At 31.3% G+C, this 23,909-nt stretch carries 20 protein-coding genes; 10 read left to right on the forward strand and 10 right to left on the reverse strand.

Annotated features, from left to right (window positions below; translation table 11 throughout):
- Window positions 1-16: 16 nt before the first annotated feature.
- From BUC03_RS05595 to BUC03_RS05620, 6 genes are all read right to left on the reverse strand, one after another.
- Window positions 17-505 (reverse strand): hypothetical protein, encoded by a 489-nt coding sequence (locus BUC03_RS05595; RefSeq protein WP_073149122.1) that lies wholly within the window; start codon window positions 503-505, stop codon window positions 17-19.
- A 90-nt stretch (window positions 506-595) separates the two neighbouring features.
- Entirely contained in the window at window positions 596-2,026 is a 1,431-nt protein-coding gene (gene pyk, locus BUC03_RS05600; RefSeq protein WP_073149124.1) for a pyruvate kinase, read from the reverse strand.
- Window positions 2,026-2,508, reverse strand: coding sequence for an IPExxxVDY family protein (locus BUC03_RS05605; RefSeq protein WP_073149126.1), 483 nt, complete (start codon window positions 2,506-2,508; stop codon window positions 2,026-2,028). The genes pyk and BUC03_RS05605 overlap by 1 nt, the downstream gene beginning before the upstream one ends.
- Before the next feature lie 89 nt (window positions 2,509-2,597).
- On the reverse strand, window positions 2,598-3,335 hold the full coding sequence (gene rnc, locus BUC03_RS05610; protein ID WP_073149128.1) for a ribonuclease III: 738 nt from the start codon (window positions 3,333-3,335) through the stop codon (window positions 2,598-2,600).
- Window positions 3,336-3,342: 7 nt separating this feature from the next.
- Window positions 3,343-4,596: a beta-ketoacyl-ACP synthase II gene (fabF, locus tag BUC03_RS05615; RefSeq protein WP_073149130.1), complete on the reverse strand. Its 1,254-nt coding sequence runs from the start codon at window positions 4,594-4,596 to the stop codon at window positions 3,343-3,345.
- Between the two features lie 12 nt (window positions 4,597-4,608).
- The gene (locus BUC03_RS05620; RefSeq protein ID WP_073149133.1) at window positions 4,609-4,845 is read right to left on the reverse strand and encodes an acyl carrier protein; all 237 of its coding nucleotides are present in this window, start codon (window positions 4,843-4,845) and stop codon (window positions 4,609-4,611) included.
- 157 nt (window positions 4,846-5,002) lie between these two features.
- Here BUC03_RS05620 and purN point away from each other — a divergent pair, with 157 nt between their 5' ends.
- Both purN and BUC03_RS05630 read left to right on the forward strand, forming a co-directional pair.
- Entirely contained in the window at window positions 5,003-5,593 is a 591-nt protein-coding gene (gene purN / locus BUC03_RS05625; RefSeq protein WP_073149135.1) for a phosphoribosylglycinamide formyltransferase, read from the forward strand.
- On the forward strand, window positions 5,593-6,228 hold the full coding sequence (locus tag BUC03_RS05630) for a ribonuclease H1 domain-containing protein (protein ID WP_073149137.1): 636 nt from the start codon (window positions 5,593-5,595) through the stop codon (window positions 6,226-6,228). The genes purN and BUC03_RS05630 overlap by 1 nt, the downstream gene beginning before the upstream one ends.
- 346 nt (window positions 6,229-6,574) lie before the next feature.
- Here the strand turns inward: BUC03_RS05630 and BUC03_RS05635 are convergent, their stop codons facing one another.
- The 3 genes from BUC03_RS05635 to BUC03_RS05645 all read right to left on the reverse strand — a co-directional run bounded on the left by BUC03_RS05635 (window position 6,575) and on the right by BUC03_RS05645 (window position 8,645).
- A complete protein-coding gene (locus BUC03_RS05635) occupies window positions 6,575-7,480 on the reverse strand; it encodes a CPBP family intramembrane glutamic endopeptidase (protein WP_159432699.1) in 906 nt (301 codons plus the stop codon).
- A gap of 80 nt (window positions 7,481-7,560) precedes the next feature.
- Window positions 7,561-7,899 carry a hypothetical protein gene (locus BUC03_RS05640; protein WP_073149140.1) on the reverse strand — a complete coding sequence of 113 codons (339 nt, stop codon included), beginning with the start codon at window positions 7,897-7,899 and terminating at the stop codon, window positions 7,561-7,563.
- 482 nt (window positions 7,900-8,381) lie between these two features.
- Complete coding sequence (locus BUC03_RS05645; RefSeq protein WP_073149141.1) at window positions 8,382-8,645, reverse strand: hypothetical protein; 264 nt, start codon at window positions 8,643-8,645, stop codon at window positions 8,382-8,384.
- A 407-nt stretch (window positions 8,646-9,052) separates the two neighbouring features.
- Here BUC03_RS05645 and BUC03_RS05650 point away from each other — a divergent pair, with 407 nt between their 5' ends.
- Window positions 9,053-9,976, forward strand: a complete 924-nt coding sequence (locus tag BUC03_RS05650; RefSeq protein ID WP_073149142.1) for a PfkB family carbohydrate kinase — start codon at window positions 9,053-9,055, stop codon at window positions 9,974-9,976.
- Window positions 9,977-10,027: 51 nt separating this feature from the next.
- Entirely contained in the window at window positions 10,028-11,926 is a 1,899-nt protein-coding gene (locus tag BUC03_RS05655) for an amidophosphoribosyltransferase (protein ID WP_073149144.1), read from the forward strand.
- A 180-nt stretch (window positions 11,927-12,106) separates the two neighbouring features.
- Here BUC03_RS05655 and BUC03_RS05660 read toward each other — a convergent pair whose 3' ends face one another.
- The gene (locus tag BUC03_RS05660) at window positions 12,107-12,715 is read right to left on the reverse strand and encodes a superoxide dismutase (RefSeq protein ID WP_073149145.1); all 609 of its coding nucleotides are present in this window, start codon (window positions 12,713-12,715) and stop codon (window positions 12,107-12,109) included.
- Window positions 12,716-12,884: 169 nt separating this feature from the next.
- On the opposite strand from BUC03_RS05660, the gene BUC03_RS05665 reads away from it, so the two are divergent.
- The 6 genes from BUC03_RS05665 to BUC03_RS05690 all read left to right on the forward strand — a co-directional run bounded on the left by BUC03_RS05665 (window position 12,885) and on the right by BUC03_RS05690 (window position 23,825).
- Window positions 12,885-16,028, forward strand: coding sequence for a UvrD-helicase domain-containing protein (locus BUC03_RS05665; RefSeq protein WP_073149147.1), 3,144 nt, complete (start codon window positions 12,885-12,887; stop codon window positions 16,026-16,028).
- A 32-nt stretch (window positions 16,029-16,060) separates the two neighbouring features.
- Window positions 16,061-17,257, forward strand: a complete 1,197-nt coding sequence (gene kbl / locus BUC03_RS05670; RefSeq protein WP_073149149.1) for a glycine C-acetyltransferase — start codon at window positions 16,061-16,063, stop codon at window positions 17,255-17,257.
- 120 nt (window positions 17,258-17,377) lie between these two features.
- The gene (locus BUC03_RS05675) at window positions 17,378-18,754 is read left to right on the forward strand and encodes an OmpA family protein (protein ID WP_073149151.1); all 1,377 of its coding nucleotides are present in this window, start codon (window positions 17,378-17,380) and stop codon (window positions 18,752-18,754) included.
- A 66-nt stretch (window positions 18,755-18,820) separates the two neighbouring features.
- A complete protein-coding gene (locus BUC03_RS05680; RefSeq protein ID WP_073149153.1) occupies window positions 18,821-21,529 on the forward strand; it encodes a PD-(D/E)XK nuclease family protein in 2,709 nt (902 codons plus the stop codon).
- Between the two features lies 1 nt (window position 21,530).
- The gene (locus BUC03_RS05685; protein ID WP_073149155.1) at window positions 21,531-22,373 is read left to right on the forward strand and encodes an alpha/beta hydrolase family protein; all 843 of its coding nucleotides are present in this window, start codon (window positions 21,531-21,533) and stop codon (window positions 22,371-22,373) included.
- Window positions 22,374-23,825, forward strand: coding sequence for a potassium/proton antiporter (locus BUC03_RS05690; protein WP_073149157.1), 1,452 nt, complete (start codon window positions 22,374-22,376; stop codon window positions 23,823-23,825).
- Window positions 23,826-23,909: the final 84 nt, after the last annotated feature.

Below are 23,909 nucleotides of genomic sequence, written 5' to 3' on the forward strand. Positions count from 1 at the left end.
TAAGCTGCTTTTATATTTATGAGGTCAATACTAAATTAGAGTTTTGACGTTCATCTTCTAACTTATCTAAAATAGCTTGTGCATTTTTTGTAACAAAACTGGTTTTAAAATGTGTAAAATGAAAAGTAATTTGGTTATTACTTACCACAATATCCCTTACATCTAACAATGAATAAACCTTACTTTGATTTTGAAATGTTGAAATGACGTGCTTATTGGTTACTTTTAAATTACTTTTTTGTAGATAAGTAACACTAAAAATTTTCACTTCTTCATCTATTAAAATTTGTTCATTTTCTTCTAGTTTATAAATATTAGGTTTCTTTAAATAAGATATTAGTTTGTAAAATATTGGCAGTCCAAAAAAGTAAATTAAACTATATAATAGCGCTTGTAATATGGCACTTTTTAAACTATTACTAAATAAAAAATAACTCATACAAAAGTATACTCCACCAATAAACAAAATCTGAATAGCATAATTTGTAAATAATTTTGTTCTCATTTTGTAAAACTTTTAGTGCTAGCAAAAATAATGAATAAAAAAAGGCTTACTTAAAAGTAAACCTTTTTTTAATTTTTATGAGAAAACTATTTATTCTATTTCAGAAACACGTAGTGTGTTTACCATACCTTTATTACCAATTGGCATAGCAGCAAGGTTTACTACAAAATCTCCTTTTTTAACTACGTTTTTATCTAGTGCTATTTTATTTACATCTTCTACGGTGTCATCTGTACTTACAAACTTATCATAGTAAAAAGCATTAACTCCCCAAAGTAAACTTAATTGAGTTAAAATTCTTTTGTTAGAAGTAAAGGCTAAAATTTGAGAATCTGGCCTCCAAGCAGAAATTTGAAATGCTGTATACCCACTATTAGTTAAAGTACAAATTGCTTTAGCATCAATCTCATTTGCCATTAAAGCAGCGTGATAACATACAGATTTAGTAATATACCTTTTTGTTTTAATATGTGGTGGATCGTGAGGTACAGAAATTAATTTAGAGTGCTCTACACTTTGTATAATTTGAGACATTTTTTGAATTACTTCTACTGGGTATTTCCCTACAGAAGTTTCACCACTTAACATTACAGCATCTGCTCCATCCATTACAGAGTTAGCTACATCATTCACCTCTGCTCTTGTAGGTGTAAGACTGCTAATCATAGTTTCCATCATTTGAGTAGCAATAATTACAGGAATACGAGCTTTCTTAGCTTTTAGCACTAATTCTTTCTGAATTAATGGAACTTCATGAGCAGGAACTTCTACACCTAAATCTCCACGAGCTACCATTAACCCATCACAAGCCTGTACAATTTCGTCAATATTTTTAACCCCTTCTGGCTTTTCTATTTTAGCAACAATAGGAATTTTATGACTACTATGTTTATTAATAATATCTTGAAGTTCTTTTATATCTTGTGCATGTCTTACAAAAGAAAGAGCTATCCAATCTACTTCTTTTTTAATAGCAAATTCTGCATCTTTTACATCTTTCTCTGTTAATGCAGGTAAAGATATATTTGTATTTGGTAGGTTAACTCCTTTTCTAGAACGTAAAGGTCCACCTTGTACAACAACAGCTTCTACCTCATCTTTTCCATTAGTTTTAACTACTTCAAAAATAAGTTTACCATCATCTAATAAAATTCTTTCTTTAGCTTTTACATCTTTAGGAAATTGACTGTAGTTCATGTAAACACGCTCTGCAGTACCTTGAAATTCTTTTCCTGTAGCAAATGTAATTTTGTCTCCTTTAGAAACAATTACCTCTTCCTTCATTACTCCAACACGAAGTTTAGGGCCCTGCAAATCACCTAAAATACCAGCGTTAAAGCCGTATTCTTTATTGAGTTCCCTAATCATTTGAATGCGTTCTTCTACATCATCATAATTGGCGTGGGAAAAATTAATTCTAAAAATGTTTACCCCACTCTCTAACATTGATTTTAAAACTTCTTTAGAGCTTGTAGCAGGGCCTAGAGTAGCTACAATTTTGGTATTCTTTGATTTATGCATTAGCTAAATATTAAATTTTCTATTGATTTTATTTGCGTAACCTCTATTTGATAAGCGGTTACTATTTCTTTTATTTTATTTATATCTTGTAGTAACTCTTTAGTTATTACTACTTGATTGGTATTTTCTATTTTTAAAAAGCAATCTACATTTTTAAACTCAGGGACAAGGTTGGTTATTCTTTTAGTTTCATTTTTAAATAAAGAACCGTTGCTCTGTAAATGAAGTGCTTTTACTTTACATTTATTTGATACTATATAATAATCACAACCCTCACTTTGATTGTAGTATTTATATAGCTCATAAAAAGCTAAACCTTCTGGGTAGTTATAATCTACGTCTGTTGGTTCTCTTTTTAAGCTCAAGCCCAGAAGTTTATTAATATTAAATACAACCTTATAAACTTCTGCAGAACAATGAATAGCTATAAGTGTAAAATCATCTTCTACTAAACTATCGAGCACAAGTTTGTTTACTGCCATACTATTCTAATTTATAAAATTATAATAAGTTTACAACTTTTAAGAGGGTATAACGTTAAATAATCTTCAAGATTAACTAACTAGCTGTATTATTTAGCGTTAATTTTAGCTTGAAAAGCATAATAAGCTCTTTTAGACGCTTTTTCTTCTGCTTTCTTCTTAGAAGTCGCTCTTGCTTTAGCCACTACTTTATTATTTATCCAAAGTTTTACTGCAAAATGTTTGAGTTCATCTTTGCCAGTATCTTCATAGACTTCATAATTAAATTTATGCTTTTGTTTTTGGCACCATTCAATTAAAAGACTTTTATAACTAATTACTTTCCCTTCTAGTTGCTCTATATCAACATAAGGTTTTATTACTCTTTGCTCAATAAATTTTTCACAATACTTATAACCTCTATCTAGGTAAATTGCTCCTACAAGAGCCTCAAATAAATTACCGTGAATATTTTGCCCAAAATGAGATTTTGGAACATTAGATTCTACATAATTTATTAACCCTAAATCTCTACCTAACTCATTAAGGTGTTTTCTACTTACCACCTTAGATCTCATTTTAGTTAGATAACCTTCATCACCACCTGGTACTTCATTGTACAAATATGCAGCAATGATAGAACTAAGCATAGCATCTCCCAGAAATTCTAGTCTTTCATAGTTTAAATCGTTACCAATAGCATCTTTTCTATTAAGAGAACGATGTGTAAATGCTATTTTATAATGCTTAATTACTTTAGGCTTAAAACCTATAATTAATTGAATAGCATCAAAAAAATTCCCGTCCTTGTTAGAACGGGAACTTAGTATGTTGCGTATAACGTTCATTAAACGTTTACTCAGTTATCTTTTTAAATAAAACACAAGCATTGTGACCACCAAACCCAAAGGTGTTACTCATAGCCACATTAACTTCTCTTTCTTGAGCTTTATTTAATGTTAAATTTAATTCTGGATCAATATTTTCATCTGCCGTTTCATGGTTAATGGTTGGCGGCACCAAGCTATGTTTCATCGCTAATATAGAAGCAATAGCCTCAATAGCTCCAGCTGCCCCTAAAAGGTGGCCAGTCATAGATTTGGTTGAATTGATATTGATAGATTTTGCATGCTCTCCAAAAACTTTGGTAATAGCTTTAAGCTCTGCAACGTCCCCTAATGGAGTTGATGTACCGTGTGTATTAATTGCATCTACGTCTTCTGGTTTTAAACCTGCATTACGTAAACAATTTTCCATTACGGCTATTACACCAATACCTTCTGGGTGAGGAGCTGTCATGTGATAAGCATCAGAAGACATACCGCCCCCTAATACTTCTGCATAAATTTTAGCTCCACGTGCTTTTGCGTGCTCATACTCTTCTAGTATTAATGCTCCTGCTCCTTCTCCCAATACAAAACCATCACGGTTAGCATCAAAAGGTCTAGAAGCTTTTTGCGGATCATCATTTCTAGTAGAAAGTGCGTGCATTGCATTAAAACCACCCATACCTGCTTGTGTAACTGCAGCTTCACTACCACCCGTTACAAAAACATCACAGTAACCTAACCTGATGTAATTAAGGGCATCTATTAAAGCATTGGCAGAAGATGCACAAGCAGATACTGTAGTATAATTTGGTCCCATAAACCCATGCTTGATAGAAATATTACCAGGGGCAATATCTGCAATCATTTTTGGGATAAAGAATGGATTAAAACGAGGTGTGCCATCGCCGTTTGCAAAATTTTTCACTTCTTCCTGAAAAGTTTCTAAACCGCCAATTCCCGCTCCCCAAATTACACCAACACGATATTTATCTACTGTATTTAGATCTATACCAGAGTCTTTTATAGCTTCATCTGAAGCTACCATTGCGTATTGAGCAAATTTATCTAATCTACGGATTTCTTTACGGTCAAAATATTCATTAAAAGGGAAGTTTTTGATCTCGCAAGCAAACTTTGTTTTAAATTTTTCAGTATCAAAATAAGTAATAGGTGCGCTTCCGCTTCTCCCGTTTACCAAGGCATCCCAATATTCTTCAATATTGTTACCAATTGGTGTTAGGGCACCTAAACCTGTTACTACTACTCGCTTTAACTCCATATTTATGGCTTCTTATTTTTTTGCTTCTTCAATGTAAGAAATCGCTTGACCTACTGTTGCAATGTTTTCAGCTTGGTCATCTGGAATTTGAATATCAAATTCTTTTTCGAATTCCATAATTAATTCTACGGTATCTAAAGAATCCGCACCTAAATCGTTAGTGAAGCTTGCGTCTGTTACAACTTCATTTTCGTCAACTCCTAATTTATCAACGATTATTGCTTTTACTCTTGATGCAATGTCTGACATAATTTTATCTTTTTAAAATTTTAATAAGTGGCAAAAATAAAAAACTTTATTTTAAAACAAGTTTTACATTAAAAAATGTGGCGTCAATTTACATATTTTTAAAGTAAGTAACTATTTTTATGCTTTAATAATTTGTGAAAAAACACTTCTTTTAGCTATGAACTCTCCCAAAACAACAAAAAAAATTATCATCTTCGCTTCTGGCCAAGGCTCTAACGCTAAGAACATTATACATTATTTTAGAGACAGAAATGATGTTGAAATTTCTCATGTACTCTCTAATAACATAAAAGCAAATGTACTAAAAATGGCGCACGATCATGAGATTAATGCGTTGCATTTTGATAGGTCTGCACTCTATAATTCTAACGAAGTATTGCATATTTTGAAAGATACAGACCCAGATCTTATCGTTTTGGCAGGTTTTTTATGGATCATGCCGACAGAAATCATCCAAGAATTCGAAAATAAAATCATAAATATTCATCCTGCGCTTTTACCAAAATATGGAGGAAAAGGGATGTACGGAAATTATGTGCACCAAGCAGTTTTAGAAAATAAAGAAAAAGAATCTGGTATTACTATTCATTTTGTAAATGAAAAGTATGACGAAGGAAAAACGATTAGTCAATTTAGTACCGAGGTTGCCCCTAACGAAACTATAGAAAGCTTAAAAGAAAAAATACACCAATTAGAGCACAAACATTTCCCAGAAGTGATTGATCAATTATTGTCTGCAGAAAAATAATGAGTAAAAAATCTAAATTTTACGTGGTTTGGCAAGGCAAACAAGCGGGTATCTTTTCTAGCTGGGCAGAATGCAAAGCATCTATTACTGGTTACAAAGGTGCGCAATACAAATCTTTCAAGACTTTTGAAGAGGCAAAACAAGCATTTAATAAATCTTATTTTGAATTTAAAGAGAATAATAAAAACTCGTCTACCCCAATTCATCAATTAGAGAAAAGAGCTAAAGAAGTAAATTTTGACTCTATTAATGTAGATGCGGCTTCTAGCGGAAATCCCGGCAAAATGGAATACCGCGGCGTTTATACCAAAACAGGTAAAGAAATTTTTAAACAAGGTCCCTTCCTGCAAGGGACTAATAATATAGGTGAGTTTTTAGCATTGGTACACGGCTTGGCTTTTCTTCAGCAAAAAAATAGCAACCTACCTATTTATTCAGACTCTAGAATTGCCATTGGTTGGGTAAAAAAGAAAAAATGCAATACTAAACTGCAACCCAATGCAAAAAATGCAGATGTTTTTCAACTTATTAAAAGAGCAGAAGCTTGGTTACATAATAATACTTACACCAATCCTATTTTAAAATGGGAAACTAAAGATTGGGGAGAAATTCCTGCTGATTTTGGGAGGAAATAAAATGCTGTAAAAATAAAATGCTTTCTTATAAACTACCCATTGCTGCGCAAAAAAACATTTTACACTAAATTGCTTTATTTAACCTACGAAATCTCAATATAAATATCAGCAAGATAAGCGCCTCAAAAAAGTGACTTATATATGTTTCAAAGTTTATTACTCTAAATGCTAACAAACCTATAAACAGTAGTAATGGTATTGAAATACTATTAATAATTATTTGTATTTTATTATTCATTTTTAATAATCTATAGTATTATTAATTTAACTTTTTATTGATCAACAGTTGCAAATTAACACAAAAAACTAGAAAGAAATTGCTGTAAATTTTGGGAGAAAGTAAGTTTTATTTTACTCTTACCATTAATTTTTCTTTTTCTAGAAAATCTAAAATTTCTTGTAATCTAATTTTGCAAGAATCTTTTTTCTGAATATCTACTTGGTAAACTCTAAATTGCTTTTTCTGACTATAATTATCTAACACAGAATCTAAATTAGCTTCGTTATCAAAAAAATTAACATCGAAATTATTGACATAAACCGCTTCTTCTAACCCTGTTTTTAAATTTAGTGTTTTCCATTTTAAATTTTTATAATCAATACTAAAATGAGCTATATTATCAAAATTGCCAGACTCTGCAACTTCAATAGTGTAGCAATCTGACTGAAATGAAATTGGGGTTTTATCTATATTTTCAGAATAAAATGAAAAAGATAATACTATGGCGTTTGTTGTAAAATGAAAAAGGATAGCCCATATTAAACCATAATTTACTCTTAAATAAGATAGCAAAAAACCAGAACCCATAAAAAATAAAATAAAACTAAAACCTGCTATTGAAGGATTTAAAAAAAAAGACAATGGCCCGCCATGGCTAAAACTAAAAGCAATAGATGTAATTATAATCTGGATTGACAGTCTTCTATTTAATTTAAGCCTTTTTTCCTTTAAAAAAATTAAACTTATACTTACTAATAGAGAAAATACAACTAAAAAATTAATAATAGATTGAAATGGATTAAAAAACAAGACAACTAAAACCGCACTTATAGAAGTTATAAAAATATTTCTTTTTTTAGTGTTTTTTGAAGTGATGTGCCAACGGAACATTAATTCTTCTAAAGCAGGCTGTAAAAAAATCACAAATAAAATAAGATAAATATTACTTGTGAACGCCAAAGACTCTGGCACATTATTTACATCTTGTGCAAATTTTATATTCTGTAATGGATTTGCAAAAATTAAAGCCAAAATAAATATTTGGACCTCTAATAAGAGGCCCAATATTAAAATAATGTTTAGCTTATTTTTCTTTAAGTGATTTATTATTCTCATTTATTATACAAATTACCATTATCTTCATAACCATATTCTCTACCAGTTTTTGGAGGGCAAGGAGAATTAGCTGCAGATTTAGATTGAGCAATATGCTCTACAGATTTAGATATTTCACCAACCGTCGGACCAACTCTTGTACCTATAGACTTTATGGTATCTAATGCTCTGCTTACCCAGCCGTCCAAGTCACAACAAGAGTCTGTACCTACACTCGGTAATTCTGGCAATTCAACATTTCCAATTATTTCAAGATCTCTAATAGTCTCTCCTTCTTCATTCAAAACGTCAAACTTAAAAGATTTCTTATCTTCAGAAAGACAGATATTATACATTATTATTTCCGAATCGTTAGACATATTTCGTAAAGAGACAGCCTCATCCAGAATATCTGTATTATTGATTTCAAAATCAGAAGAAACTAAAAATTCCTCTTGAAATTCTCCGTTATTATAGAATTGAAGATTATCCTCTCCGCCATAATACTCAAAATTACCAAATTTTAAATAATACGAAGAATCTTCATCGGCTGTAGATTATGTACTATTTTCAAACTCATCTTGTCCTATTAATTCTTCTTGAACGCCATCCTTACTACACCCCACCAAAATTAAACTTGCTACCAACATAGCTAATGGTATTCTAAATAAATTTTTCGTTTTTTAAATAAGTTGTTAAAAATAAATTGAAGCTTAGTTGCATAACAATTTTTATAAAAACCAGATTTTAAAATGAGAAACTAAAGATTTGGGAGGAATTGCTACTGATTTTGGAAGAAAGTAAGAAACTCAGCAAATAAATTACGGAGTTTTAAAAATTAAAAAATATCAAGAAAATACAAGAGAAAAAAAGCGACACCAACAAATAGTATCAACACATCATATTTATCTTTATTAAACAAAATCGGTTTACCCTTTTTATAAAGTAATATCTCCATTAAAAGTACAGCTCCCAATAAAAATAAAGAAATCAGCAAATAATACTTATTAAAAGTATCATTATTTAAAAATGTCAATACTGTAACAAACACCAGTAAAACAAAAATAATTTTTCTATAGATTCTAATATTAGTAATTTTCATAACTTTTTATTTTGAACAATTCTTATAACAAGAAAGACCATTTCTAACACACCCCACCAAAATTAAACTTGCTACCAACATAGCAAAAGCTATTCTAAATAAATTTTTCGTTTTTTAAATAAGTTGTTAAATCAATTATTAGTTATTGTTGATTAACGGCTGCAAATCAAAAAAAACAAACCACATAAAACAACTATTTAGCAGGTTTAATTTGTTAAAATTTTCAATTAAACCGACAATAGCACACTTAAACACTAAAAAGTATTTAAAGTCAAAAATCTACAATTTTATTTAATACAGTTATTTTTATAAAAAAACGGATTATTTGTTTTTTCTTATTAAAACCGCATAGTTTTAAAATTTCTTGAGAAACGCCTTATATTTGCACCAAATTCTAAGCAAACAATATGAGCAAATTAGTTGTAGTTGGTACAGTAGCCTTCGATAAGATTGAAACTCCTTTTGGTAAAACCGATAAAATTTTAGGTGGAGCAGGTACTTATATAGGTCTTGCCGCTAAAAAATTTGGCGTAGATACCGCAATTGTATCGGTAATTGGTGGCGATTTTCCTGAAGAGTATATCAACATTTTTAAAGAGAGAGATATTAATATCGACGGTTTAAAAATGGTAGAAGATGGTAAAACCTTCTTTTGGAGTGGTAAATACCATAACGATATGAATTCTCGTGACACCTTAGACACACAACTTAATGTATTAGCAGATTTTGAACCTATTGTTCCTGCAGCTTACAAAGACTCAAAAATTGTAATGCTTGGTAACCTTCATCCATTAGTTCAGTTAAGTGTGATAGAACAAATGGATGATCCAGAATTAGTAGTGTTAGATACTATGAATTTTTGGATGGATAATGCTTTAGAAGATTTAAAGAAAGTAATTGCTAAAGTAGATGTAATTACTATTAATGATGAAGAAGCAAGACAACTTTCTGGAGAATACTCTTTAGTAAAAGCTGCTCGTGAGATTGAAAAAATGGGTCCTAAATATGTAGTTATCAAAAAAGGAGAGCACGGTGCTTTACTTTTTCATAACAACGAAATGTTTTTTGCTCCAGCATTACCATTAGAAGAAGTTTTTGACCCAACTGGCGCAGGAGATACTTTTGCTGGTGGTTTTGTAGGTTACATTGCTAAAACAGAAGATACTTCTTTTAAAAACATGAAAAACGCCATTATTTATGGCTCCAACTTAGCTTCTTTTTGTGTAGAAAAATTTGGAACTGAAAGGATGCTAAATTTAACCGACCAAGAGATTGACGAAAGATTAAAAACTTTTAAAGAGTTAACGCAATTTAAAATTAGCTTAGACTAAGCAATTTAGATATACAACACAACAAACCCCTAAAGCTCTCAACAACGCAATATGAGTGATGCTATTAAACACGAGTGCGGTATTGCACTAGTAAGGTTACTAAAACCTTTAGAATTTTACAAAGAAAAATACGGTACTTCTTTTTACGGTTTAAACAAGATGTATTTAATGATGGAAAAACAGCATAACCGTGGCCAAGATGGTGCCGGTTTAGCAAGCATCAAATTAGATACATTACCAGGTGAAAGGTATATAAGTAGAGTAAGATCTAATCAACCTCAACCTATTCAAGATATTTTTGCACAAATTAACGATCGTATTAATGATGAGTTACAAAGACATCCTGAATATGCAGAAGATGTTGCTGCACAAAAAAAGAACTTACCTTATATAGGCGAATTATTTTTAGGTCATGTTCGTTACGGTACATTTGGTAAAAACAGTATCGAGAGCGTTCATCCATTTTTACGTCAAAACAACTGGATGCACCGTAACCTTATTGTTGCAGGTAACTTTAATATGACTAACGTATTTAAGCTTTTCAACAATTTAGTTGATCTTGGGCAACACCCAAAAGAAAAAGCAGATACCGTTACTGTAATGGAAAAAATTGGGCATTTCTTAGATTCTGAAGTGCAAAAAGTTTACAAAAAACTTAAAAAAGAAGGTTTTAGTAAAAAAGACGCTTCACCACATATTGCAGACAGAATAAATGTAGCCAAAATTTTACGTAAATCTTCTAAAGATTGGGATGGTGGTTATGCTATGGCCGGTTTAATTGGTCACGGTGACTCTTTTGTACTAAGAGACCCTGCAGGTATTAGACCTGTGTATTATTATATGGATGATGAAGTAGTAGTTACCGCTTCAGAAAGACCTGTAATACAAACCGCATTTAATGTAAATTTTGAAGATGTAAAAGAATTAGAGCCTGGTCACGCTTTAATTACCAAAAAGAACGGAGAAACTTCTGTAGAAAAAATTATAGAACCTTTAGAACGCAAAGCTTGTTCTTTTGAGCGTATTTATTTTTCTAGAGGTAGTGATGCAGAAATTTATAAAGAGCGTAAAAATCTAGGGCGTTTTATTATGCCTGAAGTTTTAAAGGCTATAGATTATGATACCATAAACTCTGTTTTCTCTTTTATACCAAATACAGCAGAAACTTCTTTTTACGGAATGGTTGAAGCTGCTCAAGATGAATTAAACCGTCAGAAAAACGAAGCTATTCTTAAAGAAAAAGATACGTTAACAGATGAGCGTTTAAAGCAAATTCTTTCTTACCGTTTACGTACCGAAAAAATTGCTATTAAAGATGCTAAATTAAGAACATTTATTACAGAAGACAGTAGTAGAGATGATTTAGTTGCTCACGTTTACGATGTAACTTATGGTGTTGTAAAGCCAGAAGATAACCTTGTTATTATAGACGATAGTATTGTGCGCGGTACTACTTTAAAAAAGAGTATTATTAAAATGATGGATCGTCTAGGGCCTAAGAAAATTATTGTAGTTTCTTCTGCTCCGCAAATTAGATATCCAGATTGTTACGGTATAGATATGGCTAGATTAGAAGATTTTGTAGCATTTAAAGCTGCACTTGCTCTTTTAAAAGAAACCAATCAATATGATATTATTGAAAAAGTATACAATAAATGTCTAGCGCAAGTTAACTTAGAAGATAATGAGGTAAAAAACTTTGTAAAAGAAGTTTATGAGCCTTTTACTTATGAAGAAATTTCTAATAAAATAGCAGAATTACTTTGTGACGAAACTATTGAAGCTGAGGTAGAAGTAATTTATCAAAAAGTAGATAAACTTCATGAAGCTTGCCCTAAAAACTTAGGAGACTGGTATTTTACTGGAGATTACCCAACCTTTGGAGGTAACAGAGTAGTTAACCGTGCTTTTATTAATTTCTTTGAAGGCAATAAAGAAAGAGCATATTAATAATATATTAACCCTTATTTGTAAAAATCATTAAAAATATCCTTATTTTTTTCATAAATACATGAAAATATAATATATTTATTATTCCATAAGTAAGTAGGTTAAGTTATGGTAAAATTTGGGGCAAAAAAAGGTGGTTTAAAAACCACCTTTTTTATTACTCAATATGTAAATTAAATACTATTTAGATTTTGCATATTTAGAAGCAACCTCTTCCCAATCTACTACATTAAAAAATGCATCAATATATTCTGGACGCTTATTTTGGTACTTTAAGTAATATGCGTGCTCCCAAACATCTAAACCTAAAATAGGGGTTCCTCCACAACCAATACCTGGCATTAATGGATTGTCTTGATTTGGAGTTGAGCAAATTTCTACTTTACCACCTTCGTGCACACAAAGCCAAGCCCAACCAGAACCAAATTGTCCTGCTGCAGCTTTAGAAAAAGCTTCTTTAAAAGCATCAAAAGATCCGTAAGCATCTTCAATTGCTTGTTCTAAATCTCCAGATGGTTTTCCGCCTCCGTTTGGTGATAAACTTTCCCAAAATAAGTTGTGATTAAAAAAACCACCTCCGTTATTTCTAACAGCAGCATTAGTTTTATCAAGATTCATTAATATATTTTCTATATTTTTTCCTTCTAAATCTGTTCCTTCAATTGCTGCGTTTAATTTACTAGTGTAACCTGCGTGATGCTTACCGTAGTGTATTTCCATAGTTTCTTTGTCAATACTTGGTTCAAGTGCATCAAAAGCATATTGTAATTTTGGTTGTTCAAAAGCCATAATTGTTATCTTTAGTTGTTAATGTTTCTATTAGCTATCAAAAATAATTATTAAGCGCTTGAATAAAAATAAAAATATGTTATAAATTACTTAAAGCTTTTGTTTTTGATAGAAAGTCATTATACCTTATCATTTTTCATTATATTTCTGCTATAAAAAGTTAGTTACATTGAGCAACACTTCTACGCCTTTCCAAGTTTATAATGCCTCTGCAGGATCTGGAAAAACATTTACTATTGTAAAAAAATATCTTTCTATTCTTTTAAAAGCAAAACGTAAAGATTATTACAAAAATATTCTTGCTATTACATTTACCAACAAAGCGGTTGGCGAGATGAAAACAAGAATTGTAGATAGTCTTAGAGATTTTGCAGAACAAGAAACTCCGCCAAACTCTCAACCTCTTTTAGAAGAAGTAAAAAAAGAAACCAACCTCTCTACAGAAGAAATTAAAGGTGGAGCAAGGCTAATTTTAAAAAGTATATTGCACAACTATGCTGCTTTTGATGTTTCTACCATTGACGGTTTTACCCACCGGGTTTTAAGAACGTTTGCTAAAGATTTGGGGCTACCTATGAATTTTGAAGTAGAACTTAACACTTTAGACATTTTAACAGAAGCGGTAGACAAACTAATTTCTAAAGCAGGGACAGATAAAAAACTTACCAAAGTACTTATAGACTTTGCCATCTCTAAAGCAGATGACGATAAAAGTTGGGATATAGCTAAAGATCTTTATGATATTGCAAAACTTTTGGTGAATGAAAATAACATTATACCGCTTAATGAATTACAACATAAAGAAATAGAAGATTTTCAGGCTTTTGATAAAGAGCTTCGAGCGAAAATTCAATCTTCAGAAGAGGTATTAAAACAAACTGCAGATACATTTTTTAATTTACTCCAACAAAACGGGTTAGAAGATAAAGATTACAACAGAGCTTCTATCCCTAAATACTTTCGTAAAATAGAAATTTTAAATTACGACGTAAAAAAGGATAGTAAAAAAGCTAAATGGGAATTAGAAATTGATTCTGCCTCTCATTACGCCAAAAAACAAACAGACGATAAAAAGTCTGCCATGGATGCTATACAACCACAAGTTGCCAATCTTTATTTTACTTCAGAAGAAACAATTAATAAAATTGCGTTTTATAACAGTATTCTTAAAAAACTAACTTCTTTATCTCTTTTAAACCTTATAAATAAAGAGGTAGAAGTAATTAAAACAGAAAAAAATCTACTACTAATTTCTGAATTTAACAGAAAAATAAGCGAAAGCATTAAAGAACAACCAGCTCCTTTTATTTATGAAAGATTAGGAGAGCGCTACCAAGATTTTTTTATTGATGAGTTTCAAGATACCTCTGAGTTGCAGTGGAATAATTTAATTCCGTTAATAGAAAATAATTTATCTACACAAGATTTTTCTGGCAACCATAAAGGGCAGTTATTTGTGGTAGGTGATGCCAAACAATCTATTTACAGATGGCGCGGTGGTAAATCAGAACAGTTTATAGATTTAAGCGAAACACACAATCCGTTTAACGTTGAGAAGCAAACCATTAATTTGCCTAAAAATTTTAGAAGTAAGCAAGAGATTGTAAACTTTAATAATGGCTTATTTAATTATTGTGCAGAAAAATTAACATGGGATAAGTACCAAACACTTTTTAAAAATGCATACCAAGAGCCTCACCATGAAAAAGGTGGCTTTGTAAATATTAGCTTTGTAGAAGCTATAAATAATGAAGAACGAGAAGAAGCATATCCAGAAAAAGTACTAGAAACCATAAAACACGTAACTAGTAACGGATATACTAAAAAAGACATCTGTATTTTAGTTAGAAAAAAAGCTCACGGGTACGCTGTGGCTAATTACCTAAATGAAAACGGAATACCTATTATCTCTACCGAAAGCCTGTTGGTTAAAAACTCTGAAGAGGTTAACTTTATTAATGCTATTTTCAGGTATTCTTTAAATCCTTCAGATAAAAACATAAAATTTGAAATATTAGACTATCTATTTAAAAATCAAATAGAGACACAACAATATTTCACAGAAATTCATCCTAGATTAACACTTATAGATAATGCTTTTTTTGAATCTCTACACGAGTACTACTATTTTTTTGACCTTAGTACTCTACAAAGATTACCACTATATGATGCAGCAGAATATATTATAAGAAGTTTTGCTTTAGACAAAAAAGCAGATGCATATTTACAGTTTTACTTAGATTTTCTATATGAATACACTCAAAAAAACACAGGAATTATAGCTGGTTTTATAGATTATTGGGAGCAAAAAAAAGACAATCTAAGTATTATAGCACCAGAGGGAGAAGATGCTGTACAAATCATGACCATACACACCTCAAAAGGTTTAGAGTTTCCTATAGTAATTTACCCTTATGTAAATGAGTCTTTAGAAGATACTCGTAATGATGATATTTGGGTACCGTTGCTAGAAGAGCCAAACCAGATACCTTATGCCTATTTAAGTGCTAGTAGCAATTTAGATAGTTATGGAGAAATCCCGTCTGCACTATACCAAAAACTACTAATAGAAAATGAATTTGATGCATTAAATATATTATATGTAGCTCTCACAAGACCAAAACAGCAACTATATATAATTTCTGAAGTAAACCCTAAAAAACCTGAAGAAGAAAAAAACGATTTTCCTGGCCTATTAAAAGGGTATTTAAAATCAATTAACAAATGGGAAAAAGAGATGTACTCTTATAACTTCGGAAATTTTGTAGTTAAAGAACAAAAAGAGGTGATAATTGAGGTAGAGCGCATGCAATTTACATCTTCTGCTCCTACAGATCATAACATTTCTCTAATTACCAAATCTGGATTAATGTGGGATTCTGAACAACAAGAAGCTATAGATATTGGTAATTTAATTCATAATTTATTAATGAATATTTATACCGAAAAAGATATTCAAAAAGCGTTAGACAAATCTATTAATAATGGAGAGTTAACCGCAGAAGATGCTGCAGAATATAAAGCCAAAGTAGAAGAAATAGTAAATCACTCCGCATTAAAACCCTATTTCTCATCAGCTTATCAAATCTATAACGAAAAAGAAATTATTACCCCAAACGGTTTTAAAAGAATTGATAGGCTTTGCTTAAAAGACAACACCGCAATAATTATAGATTACAAAACAGGAAGTGAGTCTACCTCCCACCATCAACAATTAAATGAATACGCCCAATACGTTACAGAAATAGGGTATCAAGTAAAACAAAAAATATTAGTGTATCTCTACCCATCAGTTACGGTTAAGATTCTCTAATTTTGCAAAAAATTGAATAAAACAATCACACTATGTATAGTTCTAGTTTACAAAAACACTTACAACAAGAAATAGAAGAAATTAAAGACAGTGGTCTTTTTAAAAAAGAAAGAATTATCACTACTCCGCAAGATGCTGTGATAAAAATAAATACAGGTCAAGAGGTAATTAATTTTTGTGCCAACAATTATTTAGGATTGTCTTCTCACCCAGAAGTAATACAAGCAGCAAAAGATACTTTAGACTCTCACGGGTTTGGTATGTCTAGCGTTAGGTTTATTTGTGGTACCCAAGACATTCATAAAGAATTAGAAGAAAAAATTGCATCTTATTACGGTACAGAAGACACTATTTTATACGCCGCTGCTTTTGATGCTAATGGAGGGGTTTTTGAACCACTTTTAACTAAAGAAGACGCAATTATCTCAGACTCTCTAAACCACGCTTCTATTATAGATGGAGTTAGACTTTGTAAAGCTGCCCGTTACCGTTACGAAAACAGTAACATGAAAGATTTAGAAAAGCAACTTATCGCTGCTAACGAAAACGGAGCAAGACACAAAATAATAGTAACAGATGGTGTTTTCTCTATGGACGGACTTTTAGCGCCTCTAGATAAAATCTGTGATTTAGCAGATAAATATGACGCTATGGTAATGATAGACGAGTGCCATGCTGCAGGATTTATTGGAGAAACAGGAAGAGGTACTTTAGAAGAAAAAGGCGTTTTAGGCAGAATAGATATTATCACAGGTACTTTAGGTAAAGCTCTTGGTGGTGCTATGGGAGGTTATACTACTGCTAAAAAAGAAGTAATAGAACTTTTAAGACAACGTTCTCGTCCATATTTATTCTCTAACTCACTAGCACCTGCTATTGTAGGAGCATCCATTAAAGTATTTGAGATGTTAGAAAGTGACACACAATTAAGAGATAAATTAGAGTGGAACACCAAGTACTTCAAAAAAGGAATGAAAGAAGCAGGTTTTGATATTGTAGATGGAGACTCTGCTATTGTACCAGTTATGTTGTATGACGCCAAACTATCACAAGAAATGGCAGATAAGCTTTTAGAAGAGGGTATTTATGTAATAGGTTTCTTTTATCCTGTTGTACCTAAAGAAAAAGCAAGAATTCGTGTTCAACTTTCTGCTGCACATGAGCAAGAACATCTAGATAAAGCTATAGCAGCATTTATTAAAATAGGACAAGAACTTGAGGTAATTTAAGCCTTCAACTACTGTCTGTCTGAAAGTTGTTAAGAAAATTTTATTATATTTATTTTTGGGAATACCCCATAACCACTTACATTTGCCTTAATTAACATTTAAAAATTAAACACTTTTTATATGAAACATCTTAGCAGATTTTTATTAGTTACTATGGTTGTTTTAGGTTGCAAAACAATGCAAGCTCAATCAAAAGACAACCCTTGGGCAATTGGTATTGGTGTCAATGCCGTTGACTTTTATCCAGTTGGAGAAGACGCTCCACAAGGAGGTATGTTTGAAAATTATTTTGGTGTAGATGAGCACTGGAACATTTTACCTTCTGTTTCTAAATTAACAGTAGGAAGATACATTGGAGCAGGTTTTTCTGGAGAAATTGCTGGTTCTATCAACAGAATTGACAAGTTTGGAGATATCTCTGCAGACGATTTAACTTACTATGGTTTAGATGCTGCTGCAACTTATAGCTTTAGAGATTTAATCAACGAAAGCGGTTGGTTTGATCCTTATTTATCTGTAGGTGGTGGTTATACTTGGTTAGATGATGAAGGTTTTGGTACTGGTAATGCTGGTCTTGGTTTCAACTTCTGGTTTACAGATAACATTGCTTTTACTGTTGAGTCTAAATACAAGTATGCATTTGACGAAGGTTATAACAAACACTTCCAACATTCTGCAGGTATTAAAATTGCATTTGGAGGAACTGATACTGATGGTGACGGAATCTACGATGACGAAGACGAATGTCCTGAAGTTGCTGGTTTAAAAGAATTTAACGGTTGTCCTGATTCTGATGGTGATGGTATTGCTGATAAAGATGATGCTTGTCCAGATGTAGCTGGTTCTGCTGAATTTAATGGTTGTGCTGATACTGATGGTGACGGTGTTGCAGATCCTCAAGATGAGTGTCCAAACGTTGCTGGTTTAAAAGCATTAAACGGATGTCCAGATGCTGATAACGATGGTGTTAAAGATAGCGAAGATAAATGTCCTCAAGAAGCTGGTCCTGCTGCTAACAACGGATGTCCTTACTTAGATGCTGATAACGATGGTGTTTTAGATAAAGATGACCAATGTCCTGAAGTTGCTGGAACTAAAGCTAACAACGGATGTCCTGAAGTAACTGTTGAAATTATCAACGAACTAAACGAATACTCTAAAACTATCTTATTTGATTTAGGAAAATCTTCAATCAGAAAAGAATCTTACGAAGCTTTAGATGCTATTTCTGAAATTATGAATGAGTACCCTTCTACTGTATTCCATATTGAAGGTCACACAGATAGTCAAGGTAGTGATGCATTCAACTTAAAACTTTCTCAAAGCAGAGCTGCTTCTGTAAGAAAATACTTAGTTGAAGAAGATGGTATCGATGCTAGTAGAGTAACTTCTGAAGGATACGGAGAGTCTCGTCCAATTGCAACTAACAAAACTGCTGCAGGAAGACAACAAAACAGACGTGTAGAAGTATCATTAGAAAAGAACAGAGAGAAATAAGAAATTTTTTCTTAGAAATAAATTTAAACGCCTCAGTTATCTGAGGCGTTTTTTTATTTTTAGACTATGAAAACCTTTATAGAAGAAACAGTAGAAAAACTACTAGAAAGAAAGAATTTTGATTTAACTAAAACCACCTTTATACTTCCTAGTAAAAGAGCAGGTAGTTATTTAAAAAACGTTTTAAAAAGCAATGTCAAAAAATCTATATTTTCTCCAGAAGTTTTAAGTACAGAAGAATTTATTGAAAAAATATCTTCTCTAAAACCTATAGATAATACACAGAGTCTTTTTAAGTTTTATAACACTTATAAAAAACTGACTCCCAAAAAAGATCAAGAAGAGTTTGATATTTTTTACGGATGGGCACAAACTTTAGTTTATGATTTTAATGAGATAGACCGTTATCTTATTGATGTAAATCATTTTTTCTCTTACCTCTCTAGAATACAAGATATAAATCACTGGGCATTAAGTAACCCACAGACAGATTTAATCAAAAATTATCTTGCTTTTTGGAACAATATTCCTAATTACTATAGAGATTTTAAAGAACAACTTATAGAAGATCAAGAAGCCTATCAGGGTTTAATGTATAGAGTTGCTTCAGAAAAAATTGAAGAATACATCCAAAAAAATAATCATCAGTTTATTTTAATAGGGTTTAACGCTCTTAATAATGCAGAACAACAAATATTTCAGTATATTTTAGAAAAAGGTAAAGGGGAAATATTTTGGGATACTGATGCTTACTTTTACAATGATAAGCAACATGAAGCTTCTTTATTTTTAAGAAACTACGCCGATAATTGGAGTTATTACAAACAACAAAATGGTTTTAAAAACCTACCCACATATTATACCGAAGACAAAAATGTACAAATTTATGGTATCCCAAAAAATATAGGACAAGCAAAACAAACCGCTCAAATTTTGAGTACAATACCAGTAGAGCAATTAAGTAAAACAGCTATTATATTAAATGATGAAGGTTTACTAAACCCACTACTTAACTCTTTACCACAAACCATAGAGAAAGTAAATATTACCATGGGGTTACCTTTAAAAGACACTCCACTTGCCGCCCTTTTTGAAATAATATTTGAGTTACAACAGCTTCCTACAGAGCAATACTACTACAAACCTATTATAGAAATACTAAATCACCCTTTTGTATTAAATAAATTAGGAGAAGTATCTAAAGAGCTTCAGCTGCAAATTCATCAAGAAAACTTGGTTTACCTTACTAAAGAGCAAATATTAAGCCTCTCTACTCAAGAAACTAAAAAACTGCTTTCTCCAATTTTAATAAAACACGAGCAACCCGTTGCTTTACTAAAAGCATTGGTTGTATTTACACAATCTTTAAGGTACCAAAACAGTACAGAAAAGCCTTTAGAAACAGAGTATTTATACCACTTTCATAAACTATTTATCAAAATTCTGAACTTGGTAGAAACTAATAGCCCAATTACAACGATAAAATCATTACATAGAATTTACAAAGATTCTTTAGCTACAGAATCTCTAGATTTTAGTGGTTCACCTTTTGACGGACTTCAATTAATGGGGATGTTAGAAACTAGGGTTTTAGATTTTGAAAATATAATTATTTCTTCTGTGAATGAAGGAGTTCTTCCTGCAGGAAAAAGTAGTAATTCTTTTATTCCATTTGATTTAAAAAAAGAATACGGTTTACCTACTTATAAAGAAAAAGATGCCATTTACACCTATCACTTTTATAGGTTATTACAACGTGCTAAAAATATTCATATACTATATAACACGGAGCCTAGCGGACTTAATAGCGGTGAAAAAAGTAGATTTATTACTCAATTAGAAATCGAGTCACCAAAAAACAATAGGCCAAACACGCAGTTTTTAAATCCATTTGTTCCACCAAGAAAAAGAGAGCTTAAAAAAATACAAAAATCTCCTGAGGTTATTGAGAAGCTAAAAAAATTAGCTCAACACGGTTTTTCTCCATCTGCGTTAACAAGCTACATTAGAAATCCGTTAGATTTTTATAAAAACTACGTACTTAATATAAAAGATACAGAAGAGGTTGAAGAAACGGTAGCAGCAAACACATTAGGTACTGTAGTACACGATACTTTAGAGAAGTTTTACAAACCTTTTGAAAATAAAGAGATTACCAAAAACGATCTCTTAATTATGAAAAAGAATATAGTATCTCAAGTACAATTAGAATTTAAAAATACTTACAAACAAGCACCTATAAATAAAGGAAAAAACCTTATTATTTATGAAATTGCTAAACGCTATATCAGTAATTTTCTAAACAAAGAGTTGGCAGAGTTAGAGCAACACACCATTAGCATAAAAGAAGTAGAAAATAAACTGAAATGCAAAATAGATATTTCAGAATTAGATTTTGATGTTTTTATAGGCGGTAAAGTAGACCGTGTAGATTATATAGATGAAAAACTTAGAATAATAGACTATAAAACAGGAAAAGTAGAAAAATCAGACCTAAAAATAAATGATTGGAACCTGTTAACCACAGACTATAAGTATGCCAAAGCTTTTCAAGTACTTTGTTATGCTAAAATGATTTTTACAAGCAATAATTTTACAGATGCAGAAGCTGGTATTATATCATTTAAAAACTTAAACGCAGGATTTTTACCTTTTATAAATGAAAAATCTAATAATATAAACAATGAAGTATTAGAGAAGTTTGAAAAAGAACTAATAAAATTAATTTTAGAGATTTTTAATCCTGAAATTCCATTTGAAGAAAAAGAAGTATAAAATGATAAGAGAAAAAAATTTTTTGCTAAAAGGCAAGCATCAAAAACCAATAGTTACAGATGTTTTCTTTAAACCTACACAAACCCCAAAACCAATAGTTATATTTTGCCATGGTTACAAAGGGTTTAAAGACTGGGGTGCTTGGGATTTAGTTGCAGAAAAATTTGCAGAGGAAGGCTTTTTCTTTATCAAATTTAATTTTTCTCATAACGGAGGCACACCAGAAAACCCAATAGATTTTACAGATCTAGAAGCTTTTGCTCAAGATAATTTCACTAAACAGTTAGATGACTTGCAAACTGTAATTGATTGGATTACTATTACCAAAGAATTTCATGCAAACGCAGATGTTAGAAACTTAAATTTAATAGGTCACAGTCGTGGTGGTGGCGTTACAGCCATAAAAGCTGCAGAAGAAAAATATGTGAAAAAATTAATTACCTGGAATAGCGTTTCAGATTTTGGTTCTAGATTTCCGCAAGATGAACAATTAAAAGAATGGAAAAAAAACAAGTTTATCTATGTAGAAAATGGTAGAACTAAGCAGCAAATGCCTCATCACATTCAGTTTTTTGAAGATTTTGAAGCAAATAAAGAACGCTTCTCTATACAAAAAGCCGTCAAAAAATTAACAATTCCATATTTAATAATTCATGCAGAAAACGATTCTACAGTAAACTTTTCTGAAGCTGAAAAATTAAACTCTATTAATAAAAAAAGCCGCTTAGTAACTATTGAAGATAGTGATCATGTTTTTAATACCAAACACCCTTGGCACGAAGCAAATTTATCTACAGATTTAAGTAAAGTAGTTTTTAAAACCATAGAATTTATAAAACCATAAATGGCTATATCACACATTATATTAGTTGGCTCATTGCTATTACTTATTAGTATTTTAGCAGGTAAAACCTCTTATCGCTTTGGCGTGCCTACCCTAATTTTATTTTTAGCAGTAGGGATGTTAGCTGGCTCTGAGGGCTTATTAAAAATAAATTTTGATAGTCCTATAATTGCTCAATTTATTGGGATTGTTGCTTTAAATGTAATTCTATTTTCTGGGGGACTAGACACTCGCTGGGATGCTGTTAAACCAATTATGTATAAAGGAGGTATTCTTGCCTCTTTAGGGGTTTTTATAACTGCAGGCTCTGTGGGTTTATTTACCTATTACTTATTAGATTTTACGTTAATTGAAGCTCTTTTATTAGGCGCCATAGTATCTTCTACAGATGCTGCTGCTGTATTCTCTATTCTGCGCTCTAACAACGTTAATTTAAAACATGGCATAAGACCTATGCTTGAGCTAGAAAGTGGAAGTAATGACCCTATGGCGTATTTCTTAACCACTTTGTTTACCGGTATAGTAGTAGCACAAGATTTTGATGCAGCTTCTTCTATATTGCAATTAATTATGCAAATAAGTATTGGTGCTATTGCTGGTTTTGTATTGGGTAAATTAAGCAAGTCTTTAATTAACAGAATAGAGTTAGATTTTGAAGGTTTATACCCTGTGTTAGGTATTGCTCTCAGTTTTATTATCTATTCACTTACAGAAGTTCTTTACGGTAATGGTTTTTTAGCGGTATATATCTCTTCTGTAATTTTAGGAAATAGCAAATTGATAAGAAAAAATTCTCTACGTCAATTTTTTGACGGGTTTGCGTGGTTAATGCAAATTATCTTGTTTTTAACGCTCGGGTTGCTAGTTTTCCCTTCTCATATAGTACCAAATATAATAACTGGTTTAGCAGTTGCTTTATTCTTAATTTTTGTAGCTAGGCCTTTAAGTGTTTTTATAAGCTTAATGTTTTTTAAAGTGCCTTTTAAAAGTAAAGTTTTTATCTCTTGGGTAGGTTTAAGAGGTGCTGTACCAATTGTTTTTGCCACTTTCCCTATTGTAGCTGGACTAGAAAAAGCAGAATTAATTTTTAATATAGTTTTTATAGTTACACTAGTTTCTATTATGCTACAAGGCACTACTATAGTAAAAATGGCTAAATGGCTAAGTGTTGAAGATACTAGCGTTAAAATGCTTAAAAAAGCACGTGCTTTTGAATTTTCTGATGAATCTAAAACCGAATCTGCTGAGGTTATTCTAAAAAAGAACAGCCCAGGAGTTGGACAAAAATTATATGAATTAAAACTACCTAAAAACACATTGGTAGTAATGATTATAAGAAACGACAATTATTTTGTACCAGAAGGTAGTACACAACTGGAAGCAAATGATACTTTACAGCTTATTTCTGCTAAAAAAGAAGATTTAGATTGGGTGGTAGAAAATATAGGCTAAATCTATATTGTAATTATTGTTCTATTGAGTTACAGAATTTGTTTACATTAACAACATTAATTCAGTTAACAAAAGGGAAAGCCA

This window comes from Mesonia phycicola, from assembly GCF_900141885.1.
Classification (GTDB): Bacteria; Bacteroidota; Bacteroidia; order Flavobacteriales; family Flavobacteriaceae; genus Mesonia; species Mesonia phycicola.